Here is a 21,099-nt window from a genome sequence, read left to right on the forward strand (position 1 = left end):
TCCGTAATGATACGGACGCTCGGCGCCCAAAAATATGCGGCTTTGGGGGCAGGATTTGATTACCGTCAATGTTGCGGCGGGGCGGCGTGTTACGCAGCCCTGCTGCCCTCGACGGGGCGAAGCATCCTTTGATGGCCCCAAGGGCCGATTGACGAGGACGAGCGAATGGCGATCAAGTCTTTTGGGGCGCAATGCGGCGCCCTGTTTCTGAATGTTCCATCCTGCCTGAAGAGGATCGGATGATGGAGACGCGGCATGGGGAACGTCATCAACCTGAATCGTTTCAGGAAGCGCGTCGAGCGGGAAGCCTCGGCGAAGCAGGCGGACGCCAACCGGGCGAAATTCGGGCGCACGAAGGCGGAACGGTCGTCCGAGGCGAAGCAGGCGGACCAGGCCAAGGAGCACCTGGACCAGCACCGGATCGATCGCGAGGAGCAGCCATGAAGTCGCCGGTCGTGAAACGGTCGATCGTCGTCGCCGGCCACAAGACCAGCGTCAGCCTGGAAGAGGCGTTCTGGAACGGCATGAAAGAGATCTCCGGCCTGCGCAACATGACGTTGTCCGAGCTGGTCGGCGAGATCGACAACAACCGTCAACAGGGCAATCTGTCGTCGGCGATCCGTCTCTTCGTCCTGGACTACTTCAAGAGCCGCGCCATGGCCGCCCAGCCGGACAAGGTCCCGGCCCAGTAGCCGTCGGGGGCGCCCGCGACGGCGCCCCGGCCGCCGCACTTTAAAATCGCTCTAAGGTGCAGCTTCAGCGGGCGACCGCGCTTGACCTCAATGCCCGGCGTTGAAAATACAGGGCATGACCGACACCACCGATACGCGTTCGCACATGCCGCTGGGTCTGGCCCAGCGCGGCTATACCGGCGTCATCCAGCACCTCGCCGCCAAGCAGGCGGACTCGGCACTTTCGGACGTCGAGCTCGAGAGCCGCCTGATCGAGCTCGGCTTCGTCGAGGGCGCCCGGGTCGAGATCCTGCATGAGGGGCTGGTCGGGCGCGACCCGATCGCGGTACGGGTCGACAGCATCACGATCGCGGTCCGCCGTCGCGAAGCCATGGCCATCATCGTCGCCTGACGCGCGACCGGAATTTTGCCCCCAGGCCCTTGATCCCATGGAAGCACCCCTGCTGCATCTCGCCCTTGTCGGCACGCCCAACAGCGGCAAGACCTCGCTGTTCAACGCGCTGACCGGCAGCCGGCAGAAGGTCGCGAACTATCCCGGCGTCACGGTCGAGCGCAAGGAAGGCTTCTTCGTCACCCCGCTCGGCCGCCAGGTCTCCGTGGTCGACCTGCCCGGCACCTATTCGCTGCGCGGCCGCAGCCCGGACGAGGAGATCACCCGCGACTTCGTGCTCGGCAAGGCCTCCGGCGAGACCCTGCCCGATCTCGTGCTGTGCGTGGCCGATTCCACCAATCTGCGCCTGACCATCCGCCTGCTGCTGGAGCTGAAGCGCACCGGGCGGCCGATGATCCTCGTGCTCAACATGTTCGACATCGCAAGCCGCCGCGGCATCAATGTCGACGTCGAGCGGCTCGTTAAGGAGCTCGGCGTGCCCGTGGTCACCTCGATCGCGGTGCGCAAGGGCGGCACGGCCGACCTGCTCAAGCTGACCGACGAGATCTCGGCCAAGCTCGCCGCCGAGCCGCAGGACAACATCTGGCGCGCGCTCAGCGTCAGCGAATTGCGCGCGACCCAGCGCGAGGCCGACCGCATCATCGCCGACTGCGTCAGCCTGCCTGCTCGCCCCGACACCTGGACCGCACGGATCGACGCCGTCGTGCTGCATCCGGTCGGCGGGCTGATCGTGCTCGCGCTGATCCTGTTCGTGATGTTCCAGGCGGTGTTCGCCTGGGCGCAGCCGGCGATGGAGCTGCTGAAGTCCGGCTTCGACTCGCTCGGGGAGCTGGTGCAGGCCACGCTGCCCGACGGCTTGCTGCAAAGCTTCCTGCAGAACGGCGTGATCTCCGGCGTCGGCAGCGTCATCGTGTTCCTGCCGCAGATCATCCTCATCTTCCTGTTCATCCTGCTGCTGGAAGATTTCGGCTACATGGCGCGCGCGGCGTTCCTGATGGACCGCATCATGGGCGGCGCCGGGCTGCACGGCCGCGCCTTCATTCCGCTGCTGTCGAGCTTTGCCTGCGCCATTCCCGGCATCATGGCGACGCGCGTCATCGACAACAAGCGCGACCGGCTGACCACGATCCTGATCGCGCCGCTGATGACCTGCTCGGCGCGCATTCCGGTCTACACGCTGATCATCTCCGCCTTCATTCCGGCCAAGGACATCTGGGGCTTCATCAACCTGCAGGGCCTCGTGATGTTCGGCCTCTATGCCGCCGGCATCATCAGCGCGCTCGTCGTCTCGTTCCTGATCAAGTTCTTCATGCTGCGCGACTTTGCGCCGGCGCCCTTCATGTTGGAGCTGCCGGACTACAAGATGCCGCGGTTGAAATCGATCGTGATCGGCATCTACACCCGCGCCAAGATGTTCTTGCAGCGCGCCGGCACCACGATCTTCTCGATGATGGTGCTGATCTGGTTCCTGGCCTCGTTCCCGCAGCCGCCCGCGGGCGCGACCGGGCCGGCCATCGACTTCAGCCTCGCTGCGATGATCGGCAAGGCGCTCGCGCCCCTGCTCGCCCCCGTCGGCTTCAACTGGCAGATCGCGGTTGCGCTGATCCCGGGCATGGCGGCGCGCGAGGTCGCGGTCGCGGCGCTCGGCACCGTCTATGCGATCGAGGGCGGCAAGGAAGCGGCCGAGCAGATCGGCCAGGTGCTGGCGACGAAATGGTCGCTCGCGACCGCGCTGTCGATGCTGGCCTGGTACATCTTCGCCCCGCAATGCGCCTCCACGCTCGCCGTGATCCGGCGCGAGACCGGAAGCTGGGCCTGGATGGGGGTCACCTTCGCCTACATGCTGGTGCTGGCCTATGCGGCGAGCCTCGTGACGTACAACGTCGCGGTCGCGCTGGGCGCGGGCTAGCCGCTTCCAAAACAAAAGTACAAAAACAACCCCATGCACAGTAGACGGGGGTCGTGAAATCAATGGGTTACGCGCAAGGCAACAAACCACCCGCCCTCGTCCGTTGACCCGTCGGGCAAAACAGGGGCATGATGTCATGATCAGCCCGTAGCGATAGCAGCATGAGCGACACGCCACCCAATCGGCGGTCTGTCTCCGTGGACCATTTCAGCACCGACCGCCTGACCGCCGAGCGGTTGCGCGAGGATCACCTCGCCGACCTCGTCGCGCTGCATCGCGATGCCGAGGTCTCCCGTTATCTCGGCGGGGTGCGGACGCCCGAGGTCACGAAGGCCTATCTCGCCACCAACATGGCCCATTGGGACCAGCACGGCTTCGGGCTCTGGACGGTGCGAGCGAAAGACGGGGCCTTCGCCGGACGGGCGGGCATTCGGCACATTCTCGTGGACGATGTCGACGAGATCGAGATCGCCTACGCATTCAAGCGCCAATTCTGGGGCCAGGGATTTGCCAGCGAGATCGCGACCGCGCTGACGGACATCGGACTATTACAGCTTGCGCTGCCCTCCCTCATCGGCATCGTCTATATCGGCAACGCTGCATCCCGCCGTGTGTTGGAGAAATCGAACTATCTGCTCGAGCGGAGCACGAACCGTCACGGCAACGACGTCGTGATCTACCGCATCCGACGGTGAATTCCAGAACGAGACCGGGTGCAGGTGGATCGCTTGTGTTCATTTTTGAACCGACACGATCCGGTGGTCGGCCCAGTCTCCAGCTGTCGAGGTGGCGAATACGCCAATTCACTTGATGCATCTGAGCGGCAACGAAGCGGCCGCCCTACCGGGGGAGTTTCGGCGCGGGAACTCAATCCTTGCCTGAGAGTTCCTAAGACGGACCTTTTTAGCCAATCCCGGCTCCTTGCGCACGCTCGGAGCGCATGGAGAGCTTCGGAAGACACGTAAGGGGGGTTCATGACCGTTCAATCCGCGGCTGTTCCAGGCGGCGACCCGAAGGATTTGCCGAGAATTTCGACCGGCAGCGACGGTCTGGATGACATCCTCGGCGGCGGGCTCGATACCAACCGGATGTACCTTTATGAAGGCCGGCCGGGCACGGGCAAGACCACGATTGCGCTCCAATTCCTTCTCCGCGGCGTGCGCGACGGCGAACGTGTTCTCTACATTTCTCTCTCCGAGACCAAACGCGAGCTCACCGTGGTGGCGCAGCGGCACGGCTGGTCACTGGACGGGGTCGACATCTTCGAGCTGGTGCCGCCGGAAACGACGCTCGATCCCGAGCGCGAGCTGACGGTTTTTCATCCCGCCGAGATGGAGCTGAGCGAGACCACGGGTCTGATCTTCAAGGAGGTCGAACGGATCAATCCCACCCGCGTGGTGCTCGACAGCCTGTCCGAATTGCGGCTGCTGGCGCAGAACCCGCTCCGCTACAGGCGCCAGGTTCTCGCGCTGAAGCACTTCTTCACCAATCGCAACTGCACCGTCGTTCTGCTCGACGATCTATCATCGTCCCAGGACGATCTGCAGCTGCATTCGATCGCGCACGGCGTGGTGATGCTCGAGCAGCTGGCCATCGACTACGGTGCCGAGCGGCGGCGGCTTCGCGTGATCAAGATGCGCGGCATCCGTTTTCGCGGCGGCTACCACGATTTCACGATCGAAACAGGCGGCTTGCGGATATTCCCACGTCTGGTCGCGGCCGAACACCACAAGGCGTTTCTCGGGGAGTTCACGCGCAGCGGCAACGCCGAACTGGACCAGTTGCTGGGAGGCGGTCTCGAGCGCGGCACCAACGCGCTTCTGATCGGAGCCGCCGGCGTCGGCAAGTCGTCCGTTGCGCTGACCTTTGCGATTGCGGCGGCGACACGCGGCGAGCACGCGGTGTTCTTCGCCTTCGATGAAGGCCGCGGCACGGTGGAGGCACGCGCCCGAACCCTCGGCCTCGCTCTCGAGGAGCATCTCGATGCGGGCCTTATCCGCTTCCAGCAGATCGATCCAGCCGAGCTCTCACCCGGTGAATTCGCGGCCAACGTGCGCAGGAGCGTCGAACGCGACAACGCCCGCGTCATCGTCATCGACAGCTTGAACGGCTATCTCAACGCAATGCCCGACGAGCGGTTTCTCATTCTGCAAATGCACGAACTGCTGAGCTACCTGGCGCAACAAGGAGTTCTCACCATCCTGATCCTGGCTCAGCATGGGCTGGTCGGGCCAACGGACACCAACCTCGACATCAGCTATCTGAGCGATGCCGTCCTCATGTTGCGCTATTTCGAGCTCGGCGGAACGGTGCGGCGCGCCTTATCCGTCGTGAAGAAGCGCAGCGGCAACCACGAGCATACGATCCGCGAATTTCGGCTCACCAGCGCCGGCATCAAGCTCGGTCCGCCACTGAGGGATTTCAGCGGCATTTTTTCCGGCACCCCGCATTATACCGGCCCGGCGATGGCGGAAGGCACTGCTGAATGACCGTCGGGCGAGATCACCACGTTCTCGTCTTCGCTCCGATCGGCCGCGACGGCCCGGCCGCCGCGGAGCTCTTCCGCAGCTCCGGCCTTGAAGCCGTCAACTGCCGCAATCTGGAAGAGCTCGTCACCGAGATGAGTGCCGGGGTGGGTGCCGTTTTCGTTGCCGAGGAAGGTCTGTTCGGGAAGGACACGGCGTCGCTGGCGAAGTGGATCGCAGGCCAACCGCCATGGTCCGACCTCCCTTTTGTCGTTCTCACCAGCCACCGGGAGCAGCCTGCGGTGGTCGCCTGGCGGCGCAGCATTGTCGAGCTTCTCCGCAACGTTTCGCTGCTCGAACGCCCGGTTCAGCCGATCACTCTGACCAGCACCATCCAATCCGCACTGCGGGCACGCGGACGTCAATACGAGATCCGGGCGCTGCTCGAGGCGCGCGAGCAGGCCGCGCAGGAGCTCGAAAAGCTGGTGATCGAGCGGACCAAAGCGCTGGAGGAGGCCAACAAGCAGCTTCGCCTCGAAATTGAAGAGCGCGCACGCGTGGAGGAAACACTTCGCCAAGCTCAGAAGATCGAAGCCATCGGCCAGCTCACCGGCGGCGTGGCGCACGACTTCAACAATCTCTTGATGGTGATTTCCGGCGGCCTCGACATGCTCGAACGCCAGACTGATCCGGCCCGCCGTCGCCGCCTGATGGACGGGATGATCCAGGCGGCACAGCGCGGGGCAAGCCTGACCAAGCAACTTCTGGCATTCTCACGGCGGCAGAAGCTCCGGCCGGAGCCCGTCGACGTCGCCGCGCAGATCGGCGGCATGCGAGAACTGCTCGATCGCAGCCTGAGGGGTGACGTCCATGTCGAATTCGACTTTCCGGAGCAGCTATGGCCGGTGGAGGTCGATCCCGGCGAGCTCGAACTGGTCATTCTCAACCTGGCCGTCAACGCCCGCGACGCCATGCCCAATGGCGGCACAATCATCGTGCGCGGCGAAAATCTACCCGACCTGAACGATGGGGAGATTTGCGGCGACTATGTTCGCTTGTCCATGGTCGACACCGGTGTCGGCATGCCCGCGGAAATCATGTCGCGGGTGTTCGAGCCGTTCTTCACGACCAAGGACATCGGCAAGGGGTCGGGACTTGGACTCGCACAGGTCCATGGATTTGCAACGCAGTCGCGGGGCACGGTGCGAATTCGATCGGAGGTCGGCCGCGGCACGAGCATCGAGCTGTATTTGCCGCGATCCTTCGAGACTCCTTCCGGCGAGCGACACCTCATCGACCTCACCCGGGTGCGCCCGAAGAAGAGCAATCAGGGGCAGATCCTGCTCGTGGAGGACGATAACGAGGTTGCCGCGCTGGTCAGCGAGATGCTCGGCCAGCTCGGTTACGACGTCACCCGCGCCTCCAGCGCCGCAGCAGCGCTTGGTGCCCTGGCGGACGGCCGTCCCATCGATTTGATCTTCTCCGACATCATGATGCCGGGCGGCATGAACGGGGTCGAGCTTGCGCGCGAGATCAGGAAGAGACGAAGCGACATACCGATATTGCTGACCAGCGGATACGCCGAAGCCTCGGTCCATGAAGCGGAGACCGCGGGCATTGCAATATTAGCCAAACCCTATCACATCGACGAGCTCGCGGCAGCCTTGTCCGCGGCGAAGTCAAGTCTTCGGCGCGATGCAGGCGCCAAACGATCGAACTCCTGCTGAGAGTGATCCTGGATTTCGCTGCGCTCTGTCCAGGCCACTCGGTGATCTCAGGAGCCTTACCGGAAATACCCCAGCACGAGATCGACGTCCGCGCTGCGGGCCACGGTGCCGTTCAGCTCGGCGTCGATGACGCGGCGGCAGGCGTCGACCGCGGCGTGGTCGCCGAGATCGTTGGCGGCTTCGAGCACGAGCCAGGCGGCGTCCACCGAGGCCTTGTCCGGAGCCGCGCCGCCGAGATCGGCGCTGGCGGCATTGGCCGGATTCTTCTTGCGAACGGCGGTGCCGAATTGAGGCAACATTGCGGATACTCCCCTGTCCTCAGTGGACCTGTCAGTGAACCTGAAGCTCGGGCTGACGGCCCGCATCGGCACCCGCGCCGGTCTTGCGCGACTGATAGAACTTCAGAATGCTGCGCGAGGTCTCGATCTTGAGCCGGCCGTACTCGCGCTCGTTGTCCTGGAGCTCGCGCGCCGTGATCAGATGATCCTTGGCGCCGAGGAACAGCAGCGACATCGTCGTGTCCCAGGAGAAGTCGAGGGCCTTGCACAGCACCAGGATCATCTCGCGGTTGCGGTCCATCAAGGCGCGCTCGATCACGTCGACCGGCAGCGCCGACAGCAGCGACAGGCCGATCTGCACCTCGTCGAAGCGGTGCTGGCGGGCATAGTTCGAGATCGAATCCTGGTTGAGATTGCCCTGACGATACTGCGTCGTGACCACGCGCTTGGCGACGAAATAGCTGCGCGAGGACGGGCCGAACTTGGACTGGAGATCGCCGGTGACCTCGGTCACCGAGCTCTGGATCTGCGACATCATCTCGGGCCGCTCGACCTCGAGGCGGCGGCGGACGTCTTCGGAGGCCTTCGCGATCAGCTGTTGGAAGATGTGGCGCGGCACGTCCTTGCGCAGGCCGAGCTGCTCGGCAAGGATCGAATCGCCCTCGGCACGGCGGACCATGTGCAGCAGGCCCGAGCCGGAGAAGCGCGCGCCCTCGTTCTTGGCGACCGAGGTCACGACCTCCTGGTTGCCGCGCTTGACCAGCACGTCGGTCACGGCTTCGCCGATCGACTGGCGCTGGGAGATCGCCAGCAGATGCGCCTGGCCCTTGGTCATGGCGCTCTCGACCAGCATCTTCTCGTCGATGCGATTGGAATCGCGCAGCACGGGACCGGCGACCGCGATCTCGTCGTCGAGGGCGAGCTTTTCGATGACGTTGAGCGGGGCGTGATCGCAGGCCGACATCACTTCGGAGAGCTGCGCGCGCGCAGCCACCTCGATCTCGTCGGCGAGCCGGCCGATCACCTCGCCGAACATGCTGATCTCGTCGTCGCTGTAGCGGCCGGTGATCAGGATGTCGGTCGCATGCCACAATGCGCGTGCCCGGCTTTCGTCGGTGCCGCGCGCGATCGCGTCGTCCAGATCCTGCAGAAGCGATTTCGCCCCGTTCATCTCGATAACCCCAGTTCTTGGCAGCCCTTTGGCGAGCCGTCCCGCCGCTCGCGGCGCGACGCCGAATTCCTCTGGGAACCAACGCTAGAGATGAAACGCGAGAATTCAGTAAAACCAGCAAATCAGTTTTGCCGACGAGAATTCGTTCAAATGCGAGGGAATGGGTTAAGAGGCGGGGAAGATGCTGTGCAGGAGGTGCGCTCCCTCTCCCGCTTGCGGGAGAGGGTTGGGGAGAGGGTGTTGGGACTTTCCCCTAGAGGAGAAAGCCCTCACCCGCGCCTTCGGCGCGACGTCTCCCGCAAGCGGGAGAGGTGAGCGAGCCCGCGGCCCAATTCGCGCAAACCAATCTGCTCAAGGATTTTGCGGGGTCAGCACCAGCGGCGGCTTCGGCCTGGGCTTGGCGGGCGGCGGGCCCGGGGCCGGCTTTACGTCGATCGGCGGCGGGAGCGGTGCGAGTTGCTGGCTGGCAAGCGGCGGGCTCGGCGCGGCGGGCGCCGCCTGCGGAGCCTTCGGGGTCGGCGCCACCTTGGGCTTTGCCGGCGCGCGGCGCGGATCCTGGCCCGGCAACGGCACATTGGCCGGCGCCTGCTCGGGCGCTATCTCCGGAGACACCAGTGTCGGCAGCGCAGCGGTGGCCGGCGGCGGCTCGCCGCGCTCGATGGCGTCGAGCCGCCGCGTCTCACGATCGATCGTGCGCACAGCAAGCCACGACGACAGCGGCGCGAGGTCGATGGTGCGGCTCAGCCTGTCGGGCGGGCCTGCCGCGAACAGCTGGATCTCCGGCGGAGCGCCGGAGAGCCCGGTCATGATCGGCGTCAGGCTGGCGCGAATGTCGGCCTGATCAGCGGGAATGTCGTAGCCGCCGGAGACGATGGCGCGGGCATTCTTCGCTTCCAGCGGCGTTGCGCCGACCCGCAGACGGCCGTCGCGGATCGTGAACGGAATCTGCGCCGAGGGCACCGCAATGCGCCCCGCCGACAGCGCGGGCTCGACGAGCTGCCGCAGCCGGTTGTCGTCGTTGACCTGACCGCCGTCGCTGGCGCGGATGGCGATCTCGAACGCACGCGGATTGAGGCCGGCGATCTCGGCGGATTCGAGCGTCACCGTGCCGTTGCCGGCGAGCGCACCGGTGAGGGCCACGACGCTGCGGCCCTGGCTGGTCAGCGCCATCTGCACCGAGGCGCGCCCCTTGGGCAGCGCGAGGTCGCGATAGCGCAGCGCCGACGCATCGACATTGCTGAGCTCGATGCGCGCGTTCAGCGCAAGACCAGCCGCGCCATTGCGCGCGTCGAGGCTTGCTGACATTTCGCCGCCGCCGACGCCGCCCTTGAGCGCATCGAGTGCGAACGACTGGCCGTCGCTCCGGATCACGCCGCCGAAGGGGCGCAGCTCGATGCCGCCGGGCAACGTTCCGCGCAAGGCCTGGAAGGCGATGCGGCCGCGCCAGCCGCTGACCAGTCCGGCGCTGAGCGGGTCGCCGGACTCATGACCGGCCGCGCCGACCGCGACGGCGAGCGCCGGCACCAGATCGAGCGCGTCGAGCCCGACCTCGCCGTCGACGGTCTTGTCCTGATCGAGCGTCACCGCAACATGGCCGCGCAGATGCGAGCCCGCGGCATTGCCGTCGAGATCGCCGAAGGTCAGGCGATTGCCGGAGAGCGTGAGGCGGGAGGACAGGCTGACATTCTGCGCCGACTTGTCGGCCGGGCTGGTCCCGAGCAGCGGCGCCAGATTGGCGTTGCGCACGCGCAGGTTCACGCTCGCCTTGGGATCGAACAATTTGGGCTCGAACGATTTGGGCTCGGACGGTTTGGGCTCCGACAATTCGATGCTGCCTTGCGCGTCCGCATCGAGCCCGCCGCCGCTGAGCTTTGCGTTCAATTGCAAGGGACGGCGCCAGGTCCCGCTCAAGCGGCCTTCAAATTGCGTGGCGCCCTCGCCCGGGGCCACGATGCGGTCGAGTCCGAACAGTGCCAATAGGGTGCCGGCCTGCGGCGCCGCGACTTTCGCCTCCAGCGTGAAGTCGCTGTTGCGCAGGCGTTCGAGGTCGATGCCGCCGATGGCGGCCGCCGGCGTCTGCGCGGCCAGCGTCGCCGTGGTCTTGAGCTGCGGTGCGTCGAGGTCGAGCACGATTCGGGCATTGCTGCGATCGGCCTGCTCGGCGTTCTTGTCGAGGCTGAGATCGAGCTTGAGACGGGTTGCGCCGGGCAAAGACGGGAGCGCATCGAGGCGCACGCGCATCGCGGGCGCGAACGGCTCGATCAGCGCGGTGAGCTCGCGCAGCGAATTGCCCGAGGATTTCAGCGCGAGCTTGCCGGTGGCCTTGGCGCGGTCGAAGCTGCCGCTGGCCTCCGTGGTTACGCCGCCGGCCTGGCCGAAACGCAGCTGCTCCAGCGACAGCGACGCTGGGCTGTAGGCGAGCCGGGCTGCGAACGGCCGCAGCTCCTGGCCGGCCGAGACGGCGCGGCCGATATCGAGCGCGAGCTTTGCCTCCTCCGGCCATTCGCCTTGCGGCCCCGCCAGCGCGCGCACGAAGCTCGCGGCGGCATCGAGGTCGAGCCGATCGGCCCTGAGATCCGCATCGATCCGCGAGCCCTTGCTTGGGCCTGTTTGCACGAAGGCGATGCGGCCTTCGACGGCGCCGCCGTCGATGTCGGCCTTCAGCCTGTCGATGGCGAGATGATTGGCGGCGATGGTGACGTCGCCGGAAAGGCGCAGCGGCCGCGTGCTGCGGCGGTTGATCTCGCTGCGGCCCTGCAACCAGCCCACCAGCGTGTCGGGATCCGAGGACTCGACGCTGAGCCGGCCGCTGAAACTGTCGGCGCCGGGAGCCGCGCCATTGAGCGAGAGCTGCGTCATGCCGGGCGCGCGCAGCTCGAGCCGACGAAAGGTCCAGGACCGGCCGTCGGTCGCAAGCTCGGCCGCGATGTTCTGCAGCGGACGGCCACCGAGCATGATCTGATCGGCATTGAACTCGATCTGCGCCGGGATCGGCACCTGCGGGATCGCCGCCAGCCCTGCGCGCAGTGCCGGCAGGACGCGCTGCGGATCGGCATCGTCCCTGGCGGTCAGCCTGTCGGCATCGACCTGCCGCGCCGACAGCACCGCGCGCAGCAAGGGCGAGGCGCCAAACCTGATATCGCCGACGCCGCCGAGCTTCAGCGCGGTGTCCTCCGCGCCGAAGCTCGCATCGATCTGCTCGAATTTCGCGCCGGCCGGATCGGCCTTGAGCCTGGTCGCGAGCTTCCAGGGTGTCGGCCCCGCCTCGCCCGCCTTCTTAACCGCGGGCACGGCGAGCGTCAGCGCGCCCTCGAATTTCGGCTGGCGATTGTCGAAGGCGAGCACGCCTTCGAGATCGGCGAGGATGGCGCGCTCGCCGGGATCGATGTTGAGGTGGAGACGGGTCGCGCTGCCGTCGGCGCTGGGGCCGGAGGAGACGCGGAACGGGTAGCGCACGCCGCGCGCGCTGAAGCTGCCGTCGCCCCGCACCGACCCTGCGAGCGAGCGCACGTCGCCGGAGAAGGCGATGTCGTTCAATTCCAGCGTCGAGCGGCTGGCGGCGTCGTGAAGAGCGATGCGGCCGGTGAGGTTCAGCCGCTCGATGGCGAGGGACGCCAGGTTGAAGGCGCCGCTCGCGGTCGACGGCAGATCGACCCGCCCGCGTGCGTCCAGGCCGAGATCGACCGCCATGCCGCCGACCGTGAGCTCGGTGGCGCGCCATTCGCCGCGCATCAGGGAGCCGAGGCTGAACTCGACGTCGAGCTTGTCGGCGCGCAGGCGGCCGAGATCGTTGTTGCCGCCGAAGGTGACGGCGCGCAGCCGCAGCGTCGGCGCCGGCAGCAGCCGCGCGTCGAGCTCGCCCGCCACCCGCACCGGCACGCCGATGATCTTGCCGGCCTCCGCCTCGAACTGGGGCCTGAACTGGTTCCAGTCGATGTAGTAAGGCCCGATCAGCGCGGCCAGCAGCGCAATGATGAAGGCAATCGCCAATCCGAGCAGCGTCGTCTGCACGGGTCTCCCCTCGGCCAAACCGGCCCGGGCCGAAGCTGAGGGCCTCAGGCGCGCCGGAACAGCCCCTTATATAGGGGGAAGTATGGCGAAGTCACAGCGACTGTTGCGCGCGGAGGTTAACGCGCGTGCCCCCTCACCAGCTCGCCGGCAGCCGCTTCAGCCCGCGCAGCACGAAGGTCGGCCGCCATTCCGGGGTCTCGACATCGTCGATGCGCAACTCGGGCAGCCGCCGGAGCAGCGTGGCAATGGCGATCTCGGCCTCGATGCGCGCCAATTGGGCCCCCAGGCAGAAATGGATGCCGCCGCCGAACGACAGCGGCTTGACGTTTGCCCGGCTGACGTCCAGCCGGTCCGGCCGATCCGGGTAGATCGCGGGATCGCGGTTGGCCGAGCCGAGCAGGCAGAGCACGGTCTCACCCTTGGGGATCTTCACGCCGCCGAGGTCCTCGATCTCCTCCAGCGTGACGCGGCCGGTCATCTGCACCGAGGAATCATAGCGCAGGAACTCCTCGATCGCGTTCGTCATCAGCTCCGGCCGCGCTTTCAGGAGCGCAAGCTGATCCGGGTTGCGGTGGAGCGCGAGCAGGCCATTGCCGATCAGGTTGACCGTGGTCTCGTGGCCGGCCACGAACAGCAACATGATATTCGCGGTCAATTCCTCGTTGGTGAGCTTGTTGCCGTCCTCCTCGGCCAGCACGAGCTGGGTCGTGAGGTCGTCTCCCGGATTGCGGCGACGCAGTTCGAACAACTGCTGGAAATACATCTGCGCCATCAGGTTGCGTGCGTTGCCCTGCTTGATCTCGTCCGGCGTCATTGGGACAGGATCCAAGATGCGCACGCCATCGCTCAAGCCCTTGTGGAACGCCTCGCGGTGCTCTTCCGGGATACCAAGCATATCGCAGATGATCGTGACCGGCAGACGGAACGCGAAATCCCCGATCAGGTCCATCTGACCGCGCTCGATCACGGCATCGATGGCATGATCAACGATCTCCTGGATTCGCGGCCGCATGTCCTCCACGCGCCGCGCGGTGAAGGCCTTGACCACGAGCCCGCGCAAACGGGTGTGATCCGGCGGGTCGGCCTGCAGCATCGTGTGGCCCAAATTCCGAAAGACCGGCTCGTCCATGATCCTGTCGCTGTAGCGGCGCCTGGAGCGCTCGGCGAAATCCTTGCCGAAGCGCTTGTCACGCAACACGACACTGACCTCGGCGTGGCGGCTGACGACGTACTGGCCGAACGGCGTCAGGTGGATCGGATCGAGCGTGCGCAGCCGTTCATAGTGCGGATAGGGATCGCGGATGAAATCCGGCGAGAGCGGGTTGAACAGCGGTCCGCCAGCGGGTTGCACTTGCTCGTTCATGGTGACCTCGGATCGGTTGCCGCATGACACGCATACGCAAGGCTGCCCCATCGCCCGGCGTAACCATCCCCGTAAATTATCAACTCGATACATTGTTGTATCGAGTTGCATTCTGCCCTAAGCTGCGCCGATGTCAAGGGTGAGAACCAGGCCGACCAGAGACGACACGCGCAACAGGCTGTTCGAGGCGGCGGCGCGCGTGTTCGAGGAGGACGGCATCGGCGGCGCCAGCATCGAGGCGATCGCGGCGGCGGCGGGCTTCACCCGCGGCGCGTTCTATTCGAACTTTGCGAGCAAGGACGAATTGATCATCGCCATGCTCGAGGACCATGTCGCGCAGTCGATCCGGCGCAACATGGACATCCTGGCGCAGCACGACAATCTCGACGATTTCATCGCGGCGCTGAAGACGATGGACCGCAGCCGGCAGGATCCGCTCGGCCGCTCGCCCCTGCTCCACATGGAGATGATCCTGTTCGTCGCGCGCGCCGAGAAACGCCGGCCGGAACTTGCCAAACGCCTGCGCGGGCGGCGCAAGCTGGTCGCCGACATCATCGAAGCGACGCTGAAGAGCAACGGACGCAACCACAATCTGGAACCGCCCTGGATGGCCGCGATCGTGCTCGCGCTGGAAGACGGCTTTCGCCTGCACCGCCTGATCGATCCCGAGACGACACCGGCCGACAGTTTCCTGCGCGCGCTCACGGATCTCAGGAGCAGGACGGGATTGGCCTCGGCCTAGCGGATGCCTGCAGCGGGCGACGCAGCCGCGCCGCTGTCTCTGGCATCGAGAGCGGTTGCCGCTCGTTCACGGCGCCACGTTCCCGGGCTGATGCCGACGAGCGAAGAGAACACGCGGGTGAAGTGGCTCTGATTGGCGAAGCCGGCCGATACCGCGATCTCCGCCAGCGACAGGTCGCGTACCGTCATCAACTGCTTGGCCGTGTCCACGCGCTGGCGCAGCAGCCATTGGTGCGGCGGCAGGCCGGTGGAGACGCGAAAGGCGCGCGAAAAATGGCTGACGGAGAGATCGAACTCGGCCGCAATCTTCTCCAACGAGAGCTTGCCGCGGAGATCTGACTCCAGCCTTTCGCAAGCCCGCTTCACCTGCCACGGAGCAAGGCCGCCGCGCACCGGCTCGGCGCGCCGCAACCCGCCATAGGTCGTAACGACATGTGCGGTGAGCGCGAGCATCATGTGGTCGACGAAGAGCTGGTTGGCCTCGTCAGGCCGCCGCAACGCCGCCAGGAGCGACGCGCCGAGATGGCGAATGGTCGGATCGTCGTGGCCGATGCCGGGCTGATAGGCGAGCTCACCGATCGGCCCCGCGCCGCTCTGCCTCGCCATGTCGTCCAACGCCGAACGGGGCAGATGGAAGAACAGGGAATGGAAGGGCTTGTCGATCACGTAACGCGGGTCGCGCTTCAGGTCGTACAGATAAGTGGCGCCGGCGCGGATATCGTTCTTGACCACGCATCGGCCGCGCTCCCAGCACTCGCAATTGACGAAATCGCGGAGCTTGACGCTGACGAGATAGGCGTCTTCCGCAGGCAACGATTCGGAAAGCCGCGTCACGGGATGGTCGTCCCGGGTTTCGGTGACCGCGAGCTCGGCGCTGCGCAGCGAACGCGTGACCAGCGTCGGCGGCGCATCCTTCAAATGCAGGAATCGTTCGAGCTTCTGCCCGAGGGCGCCGTGTGCCATGGGATCAATCTCGGATGTGAGGACTGTGGAGCTGAGCGCCCGCCGCCAGATCAGGCCCAATTATCCGACATCGGCAAGCGACGGTCCAGACTCGCACATGGCAATGGCGGCCGTGCGACTCCCCGCCGCCGTTGTCGTCGCAAGACGTTTTCACGAGAGATCTCAACGGATTCCAATGGCGCTGGCGCGCTGTCGTTCGATGTCTGCCCAGCTCGCCCCCGCCCATCTCGCGCGCTTGTGACAACGCGCGCAGGCCCTTCGAGGCCATCACGACAGCCGGCAACGCTCAGTCGATCACCTGCGCCTACGCCGCCTTGCGCTGTCTCGCCCACTGCTCGGCGGCAGCTTCTCCTTACTTCTTCTTTGCAGATCCGAAATCCGGTTGCCAGGCGGCGTCCTTGCGGGACGGGGCCGCGGCAATGACCTTGGCCTTTTCCTTCTTCGGCTTCTTGGCTTCGCGGTTGCCACGTTGCTGGCCCTTTGCCATGTCGCTCTTCCTTGCTGGTTTGAGTTCGTCGAATTCATTGGGCTGCAGGACACGGCCGCGCGGGGTGCAGACCCTGACGTCCATGTAGCCCTCGCGCAGCAGCTTCTCCGCGAGACGCAGCGCGACCGTCGCAGTTCCGCGGCCGAGATTTGAGCTGCCGTATTCGTTGGTGCCGCTGACCAGATACGGCACGCGTATTGTCCTAGCCATTGAGGACCGCAGCGGCGCACACGAGAAGCAGAAGAAACAGCGGAACGATCACCGGCGGCACGATCCATTCCGAGATGCGTACACGCGACATCGAACGCTCCTGCGAAGCCTTCGGCGGGAGCACACGTGACCCTCAGTCACCGGTCGATGCCGTTGAGAAGCGCGGTGATGACGGCGACCCTACGCCCGTGCCGAACCAATAGCGAGCGTTAAGTGCGTCGCGGACTGCCGTCGCTCCGTGACACTGATCGCTGGCCGGTGCGCAGATGATAGTGCTGGCTATTGCCGCGGCAAAGGCGCATGCTCGCAAGCAGCCGGCACCGGTTGGGGCTTCACTTGCGAAAGGCAGGCTGCATGACCATCCGCTCGCGGCGAGAGACCGTCATATTCAGGCATCCGTTCCAGATCCGCGGCATCGAGCGCATCTTGCCGGCGGGCGCCTATGAGGTTGTCACGGACGAGGAGACGATCGACGGCTTGACCTTCGCCGCCTATCGCCGGATTGCCACGATGATCACCGTGCCCGCCGAGGGTGCGCGCGGTACCATGGAGAGACTGTCGATCGGCTCCGTCGATCTTGCGAATGCGCAAGCTGCGGACGCGAGCATGACCAATGACTGACCAGCCTGTCGACCTCGATAAGCACCGTGGCATGGCCGCGCAGAAGGCCACCGACCTGCGCCGCGCGCTAGCCGAGGTCGAGGCCCATGTCAGAGAGCTGCGCGAGCGCGAGGCCGAGCTCGAGCACCGCATGATGACGGTGCCGGCCGCATCCTGGCCGGAGGCCGCGGTGAAGGCGCGCCATCTGCTCAACCTCTATGCTGCAAGCCTGCCTGCCGAGGACACGCGCCACCGTGCGCTCGTGTCGGCGCTGTTCGACGATTTCGCAAGGCTATCCGGGGACGGCTGAGCCGAGCGACGGCTGCCTGCATTCTACGCGCATGCTGGCGCCAACGCGCCAGGAAACCGACGTGCAATGGAGTAAGCCATGACACTGACCAGCGGCCGCTTCATCGGCCATGAATACGACCGGATGATCGTACGGTTCTCGATGCATGACGGCGCCCGGGAGATTCCTTGCGCGATCTCGACCTCGGCGATGGACGATCTCGAGCAGGGCCCGCAAGTCAGGCCCGAGCAACGGGAAGCCCAATTCGCCCGTCTACGGGATCGCATCGAAGCGTGCGCCGCGAGCAAGTATCGCGCCACAGAATTCGAAGGCACCCCGCCGGGCATCGTGCTGCGAGGCATCGATTTCAGGCGATAGGATCTCAGCCACGAGCAAGACAGCGTGCGACGCTTGGTCGGGCTTTTCTACGGCGTCACGGCTGACGCAGCATGGCGTGAAATCCGGAAAGCAGGTCGTCGCTACTCCGGCCTTGCCTTGATCTCCGGCAAGGGCGGCTTGCGCTCGAAAGGTTTCTTCTTCGGTGGCGCGGGCAGCAACCCTTCCCTGATCGCCTGCTTGCGAGCGAGCTTGCGGGCGCGGCGAATGGCCTCGGACTTCTCGCGGGTCTTTCTCTCGGACGGTTTTTCGTAGGACCGTCGCTGCTTCATTTCCCGAAAGACGCCCTCGCGCTGCATCTTCTTCTTGAGAACGCGGAGCGCCTGCTCAACATTGTTGTCTCTGACGAGTACGTGCAATTGATCCTCCTGGCTCGGGCTGCGAATGCGATACGTCCTGCAGGGCAGCCAATTGCGCAGGAGCTTCATTGCGATGTGTGAGGATAGTGGCGCGACATTCGTCGCGGCTTCGGACGAGCCCGATCTGCATGTCACAGCGAGCGGCTTGGTGGTGTCACCTGACCACCGTCGTGCTGCGCTGTCAATCGATAACCCCCTGCTCGCAGATCGACGGACAGACGCAAACCGCCGTGATCGGAACAGAAGAACCACCGCTGGCTCGAGATCGTTGCTCCGTTTCACGGATGTACTGGAACGGTTGCTTTGCCCGCTCAATCCCTGGATTGAGCGGGTTTAGTCCTTGCGGATCCGGTGAACGATGAGCAGCAAGAAGCCGAACGCTTCACTGCAGCTTTGCCCGCCGCCGCCAGGTCCAGCCGCCCCAGCATCGCCCTCGCCTGCTCGGCGCAATGCTCGATCAGCCAGCGTTCGAAGGCGACCGGCGGCAGCGGGGGAGCGTAGAGGAAGCCCTGGACGATGTCGCAGCCGAGCGCGGCCAGCGTGTTGCGCTGCCCCTCGGTCTAACGCCCTCGGCGACCACGCTCATGCCGAGGCCCTGGCCGACGCGCACGACGGCGGTGGCGATCGCGAGCGCGCCCGCGTCACGCTCGATGTCGCGCATAAAACTGCGGTCGATCTTGAGCTCGCGGATCGGCAGATGCGCGAGTCGGCTGAGGCTGGAATAGCCGGTGCCGAAATCGTCCACCGAGAGGCCGACGCCGAGCTCGCGGATCGCGTTCATCGTCTCCAGCGCTGCGGCGCCGTCCTGCATGAACGTGCCTTCGGTGATCTCCAGCATCAGCGCGTCCGGCGGCAGTTCGTGCTCGGCCAGGATGTCCTTGAGCCGCGCGGCCAGCGTGACGTTGCGGAAATTGATCGGCGACAGGTTGACCGAGACGCAGGGGATGTTGAGCCCGGCGCGGCGCCAGCTCGCCATCTGGCGGCAGGCCTCGCGCACGGACCACAGCCCGATCTGCTCGATCAGCCCGCATTCTTCGGCGAGCGGGATGAACTTTGCCGGCGAGACGTCGCCGAGCACGGCATCGCGCCATCGCGCGAGCGCCTCGACGCCGTGGATCGCGCCGTCGCAGCTGCGGATCTGCGGCTGGTAGCTGAGGCTCAGCGCGCCTTCCGCGACGGCGCGGCGCAGCGCCGCGATCAGCGCCAGCCGCTGCTCGGCGAGCACGCTCATCTCGGCACTGAAGATGCGATGCGTCGAGCGTCCGGCCTGCTTGGCCATGTACATGGCGGCATCCGCCTGCTGCATCAATGTGTCGATGTCGGTGGCGTGATCGGGATAGAGGCTGATGCCGATGCTGGCGGACATCGGCATCAGCTTCGATCCGAGCCGCAGCGGCCGCGCCAGCGCCTCGGAGATGTCAGCCGCGACGCGCTCGGCAGCCTCGGCGTTACGTTGCGGCAGCAGGATGACGAACTCGTCGCCGCCGAGCCGCCCCAGCATGTCGCCGGGGCCGATATGCTCGCGCAGGCGCTGCGCGAGCTGGACCAGGAGCTCGTCGCCGGCGGCGTGACCCAGCGTATCGTTGACGTCCTTGAAATGATCGACGTCGAGGAAGGCCAGCGCGACATGGCTGCCGGTCGGGCAGGCATCGATCGCCGTGGTGATCAGGTGCCGCAGCTGGGCGCGGTTCGGCAGGCCGGTGAGGATGTCGTGATAGGCGAGCCGCGCGATCTCGGCGCGCGCCTCCTTGCGCTCGATCGCGAAGGCGCCGAGATCGACGCAAGCCTCGACGATGCGTCGGTGCCAGTTGCTCGGCGCGCGCGGCTCACGATAGTAGAAGGCGAAGGTGGCGATGACGCGCCCGTCCTTGGCCTTGACCGGGGTCGACCAGCAGGCGCGCAGGCCGATCGCGAGCGGCATCGCCTTGTAGGGCTGCCAGCGCGGGTCGGTGTCGAGATCCTCGGCCAGAACCGGCACGCCATGGAAGGCCGCGCTGCCGCAGGAGCCGACATTGGGACCGATCGCAACGCCGTCCAGCGCGCGGGAATAGTCCTCAGGCAGGCTGGGGCCACCGAGCGGATGAACCAGGCCGGCGGCGTCGATGTGAAGCAGCGAAGAGACGACGTCGGGTGCGATCTCCTCGACGCGGCGGCACAGCCGGTCGGCGATCTCGCCGATCGGTACCTCGTCGGCGAGCGCGCCCATGATGAGCTGCTGAAGCGAGCGCAGCTGCTTGGTCTCGGTGATGTCCTCGAGCAGCGCGAAGATGTGCTTGACCCGGCCCTTGCCGTCGCGAAAGGCATCGATCCGGGCGCAGACCCAGATCTCCTCGCCGTTCCGGTCGTAGACGAGCACCTCGGCCTCGCCGCGAGGCCCGCCGCGCTTCAGGCGCTTGACGAGCCTGGCGACCACCCTGCGATCGGTGTGGCGGCCGGCGATGAGCTCGCCAGCGCGGCGGCCCTCCGCCTCGGCGTTGGTGTAGCCGAACAGCGCCGTGAACGCCGAGTTGACATAGACGATGTTCTGCTCCACGTCGGTGATGATCACCGCCCGGTTGGTCTGGTCCGAGACGGCATTGAGCAGACCGATCCTGACGCGGCGCTCGGCATCGAGAGTGACGTCGCGCGCGAACACGATGTGATGGGTCGTCCCGCCGATCATCGCCGAGGACACCGACACCATCATCCTGATGCGGCTGCCATCGCGACGCACGAGGCTGATCTCGTCGCGGAAATCGGCGGCCGTGCCGATCCAGAGGCAATCGAGGTTGAGGACGGCGGCATCCCGGCCGAGCACCTCGGTGGCGGCAAGCTTCCAGATTCGCTCCGCGGCGGAATTGAAGTGCGTGATGCGATGCGCGTCATCGACGATGACGACGGCATCTTCAGCACGTTCGAGGACTGCGCGCAGCACGTCCGGCATTTCGGTCAGAAGACAATCGGAGGCGGACATCGTCAAACCCGGAAGGCGTCGGGAAGGAGCGGCAATCCGCCGAGGCTAGCGCTCCGATGGTGTCCAAGATGTTTTTTTGCGCTCCGGTCGCGTT

General features: G+C 65.8%; 18 protein-coding genes and 1 pseudogene. 11 read left to right on the plus strand and 8 right to left on the minus strand.

From position 1 onward, the window contains the following. Nucleotides 1-255: 255 nt before the first annotated feature. The 7 genes from AB7M16_RS10555 (at nt 256) to AB7M16_RS10585 (ending at nt 7,184) form a co-directional block, all read left to right on the plus strand. Nucleotides 256-444, plus strand: coding sequence for a DUF4169 family protein (locus AB7M16_RS10555; RefSeq protein WP_025038042.1), 189 nt, complete (start codon nt 256-258; stop codon nt 442-444). Further along, on the plus strand, nt 441-692 hold the full coding sequence (locus AB7M16_RS10560) for a ribbon-helix-helix domain-containing protein (protein WP_025038043.1): 252 nt from the start codon (nt 441-443) through the stop codon (nt 690-692). The genes AB7M16_RS10555 and AB7M16_RS10560 overlap by 4 nt, the downstream gene beginning before the upstream one ends. Nucleotides 693-807: 115 nt before the next feature. Next, nucleotides 808-1,083 carry a FeoA family protein gene (locus AB7M16_RS10565; RefSeq protein WP_212259137.1) on the plus strand — a complete coding sequence of 92 codons (276 nt, stop codon included), beginning with the start codon at nt 808-810 and terminating at the stop codon, nt 1,081-1,083. A gap of 37 nt (nt 1,084-1,120) precedes the next feature. Continuing rightward, entirely contained in the window at nt 1,121-2,992 is a 1,872-nt protein-coding gene (gene feoB / locus AB7M16_RS10570) for a ferrous iron transporter B (protein ID WP_172787451.1), read from the plus strand. A gap of 197 nt (nt 2,993-3,189) precedes the next feature. Continuing rightward, complete coding sequence (locus AB7M16_RS10575; RefSeq protein ID WP_453947156.1) at nt 3,190-3,687, plus strand: GNAT family N-acetyltransferase; 498 nt, start codon at nt 3,190-3,192, stop codon at nt 3,685-3,687. 279 nt (nt 3,688-3,966) lie between these two features. Then, nucleotides 3,967-5,481 carry an ATPase domain-containing protein gene (locus AB7M16_RS10580; protein WP_453943851.1) on the plus strand — a complete coding sequence of 505 codons (1,515 nt, stop codon included), beginning with the start codon at nt 3,967-3,969 and terminating at the stop codon, nt 5,479-5,481. Further along, nucleotides 5,478-7,184, plus strand: a complete 1,707-nt coding sequence (locus tag AB7M16_RS10585) for a response regulator (protein WP_453943852.1) — start codon at nt 5,478-5,480, stop codon at nt 7,182-7,184. The genes AB7M16_RS10580 and AB7M16_RS10585 overlap by 4 nt, the downstream gene beginning before the upstream one ends. Nucleotides 7,185-7,240: 56 nt before the next feature. On the opposite strand, the gene AB7M16_RS10590 is transcribed toward AB7M16_RS10585, so the two are convergent. From AB7M16_RS10590 to AB7M16_RS10605, 4 genes are all read right to left on the minus strand, one after another. Beyond that, a complete protein-coding gene (locus AB7M16_RS10590; protein WP_172787455.1) occupies nt 7,241-7,483 on the minus strand; it encodes a hypothetical protein in 243 nt (80 codons plus the stop codon). A gap of 31 nt (nt 7,484-7,514) precedes the next feature. Continuing rightward, entirely contained in the window at nt 7,515-8,633 is a 1,119-nt protein-coding gene (locus tag AB7M16_RS10595; protein ID WP_172787456.1) for a DUF2336 domain-containing protein, read from the minus strand. Between the two features lie 351 nt (nt 8,634-8,984). After that, on the minus strand, nt 8,985-12,644 hold the full coding sequence (locus AB7M16_RS10600; protein ID WP_453943853.1) for an AsmA family protein: 3,660 nt from the start codon (nt 12,642-12,644) through the stop codon (nt 8,985-8,987). Between the two features lie 133 nt (nt 12,645-12,777). Next, the gene (locus tag AB7M16_RS10605) at nt 12,778-14,007 is read right to left on the minus strand and encodes a cytochrome P450 (RefSeq protein ID WP_453943854.1); all 1,230 of its coding nucleotides are present in this window, start codon (nt 14,005-14,007) and stop codon (nt 12,778-12,780) included. A 130-nt stretch (nt 14,008-14,137) separates the two neighbouring features. Between AB7M16_RS10605 and AB7M16_RS10610 the strand changes: the two genes are divergently transcribed. Then, nucleotides 14,138-14,749: a TetR/AcrR family transcriptional regulator gene (locus AB7M16_RS10610; protein ID WP_453943855.1), complete on the plus strand. Its 612-nt coding sequence runs from the start codon at nt 14,138-14,140 to the stop codon at nt 14,747-14,749. On the opposite strand, the gene AB7M16_RS10615 is transcribed toward AB7M16_RS10610, so the two are convergent. Then, entirely contained in the window at nt 14,746-15,711 is a 966-nt protein-coding gene (locus AB7M16_RS10615) for a helix-turn-helix domain-containing protein (protein WP_453943856.1), read from the minus strand. The genes AB7M16_RS10610 and AB7M16_RS10615 overlap by 4 nt on opposite strands. Nucleotides 15,712-16,063: 352 nt before the next feature. Beyond that, on the minus strand, nt 16,064-16,390 hold the full coding sequence (locus tag AB7M16_RS10620; RefSeq protein WP_271501239.1) for a hypothetical protein: 327 nt from the start codon (nt 16,388-16,390) through the stop codon (nt 16,064-16,066). Nucleotides 16,391-16,762: 372 nt separating this feature from the next. Between AB7M16_RS10620 and AB7M16_RS10625 the strand changes: the two genes are divergently transcribed. From AB7M16_RS10625 to AB7M16_RS10635, 3 genes are all read left to right on the plus strand, one after another. Continuing rightward, entirely contained in the window at nt 16,763-17,029 is a 267-nt protein-coding gene (locus AB7M16_RS10625; RefSeq protein WP_172787461.1) for a hypothetical protein, read from the plus strand. Continuing rightward, the gene (locus AB7M16_RS10630) at nt 17,022-17,318 is read left to right on the plus strand and encodes a hypothetical protein (RefSeq protein WP_453943857.1); all 297 of its coding nucleotides are present in this window, start codon (nt 17,022-17,024) and stop codon (nt 17,316-17,318) included. Before AB7M16_RS10625 ends, AB7M16_RS10630 begins: the two co-directional genes overlap by 8 nt. A gap of 78 nt (nt 17,319-17,396) precedes the next feature. Next, entirely contained in the window at nt 17,397-17,675 is a 279-nt protein-coding gene (locus AB7M16_RS10635) for a DUF1488 family protein (RefSeq protein ID WP_172787463.1), read from the plus strand. Nucleotides 17,676-17,776: 101 nt separating this feature from the next. Here AB7M16_RS10635 and rpsU read toward each other — a convergent pair whose 3' ends face one another. Next, nucleotides 17,777-18,052 (minus strand): 30S ribosomal protein S21, encoded by a 276-nt coding sequence (gene rpsU, locus AB7M16_RS10640; RefSeq protein ID WP_025038058.1) that lies wholly within the window; start codon nt 18,050-18,052, stop codon nt 17,777-17,779. A 311-nt stretch (nt 18,053-18,363) separates the two neighbouring features. Then, a pseudogene (locus AB7M16_RS10645) lies at nt 18,364-21,005 on the minus strand (EAL domain-containing protein). Nucleotides 21,006-21,099: the final 94 nt, after the last annotated feature.

The organism is Bradyrhizobium sp. USDA 372 (genome assembly GCF_053629095.1).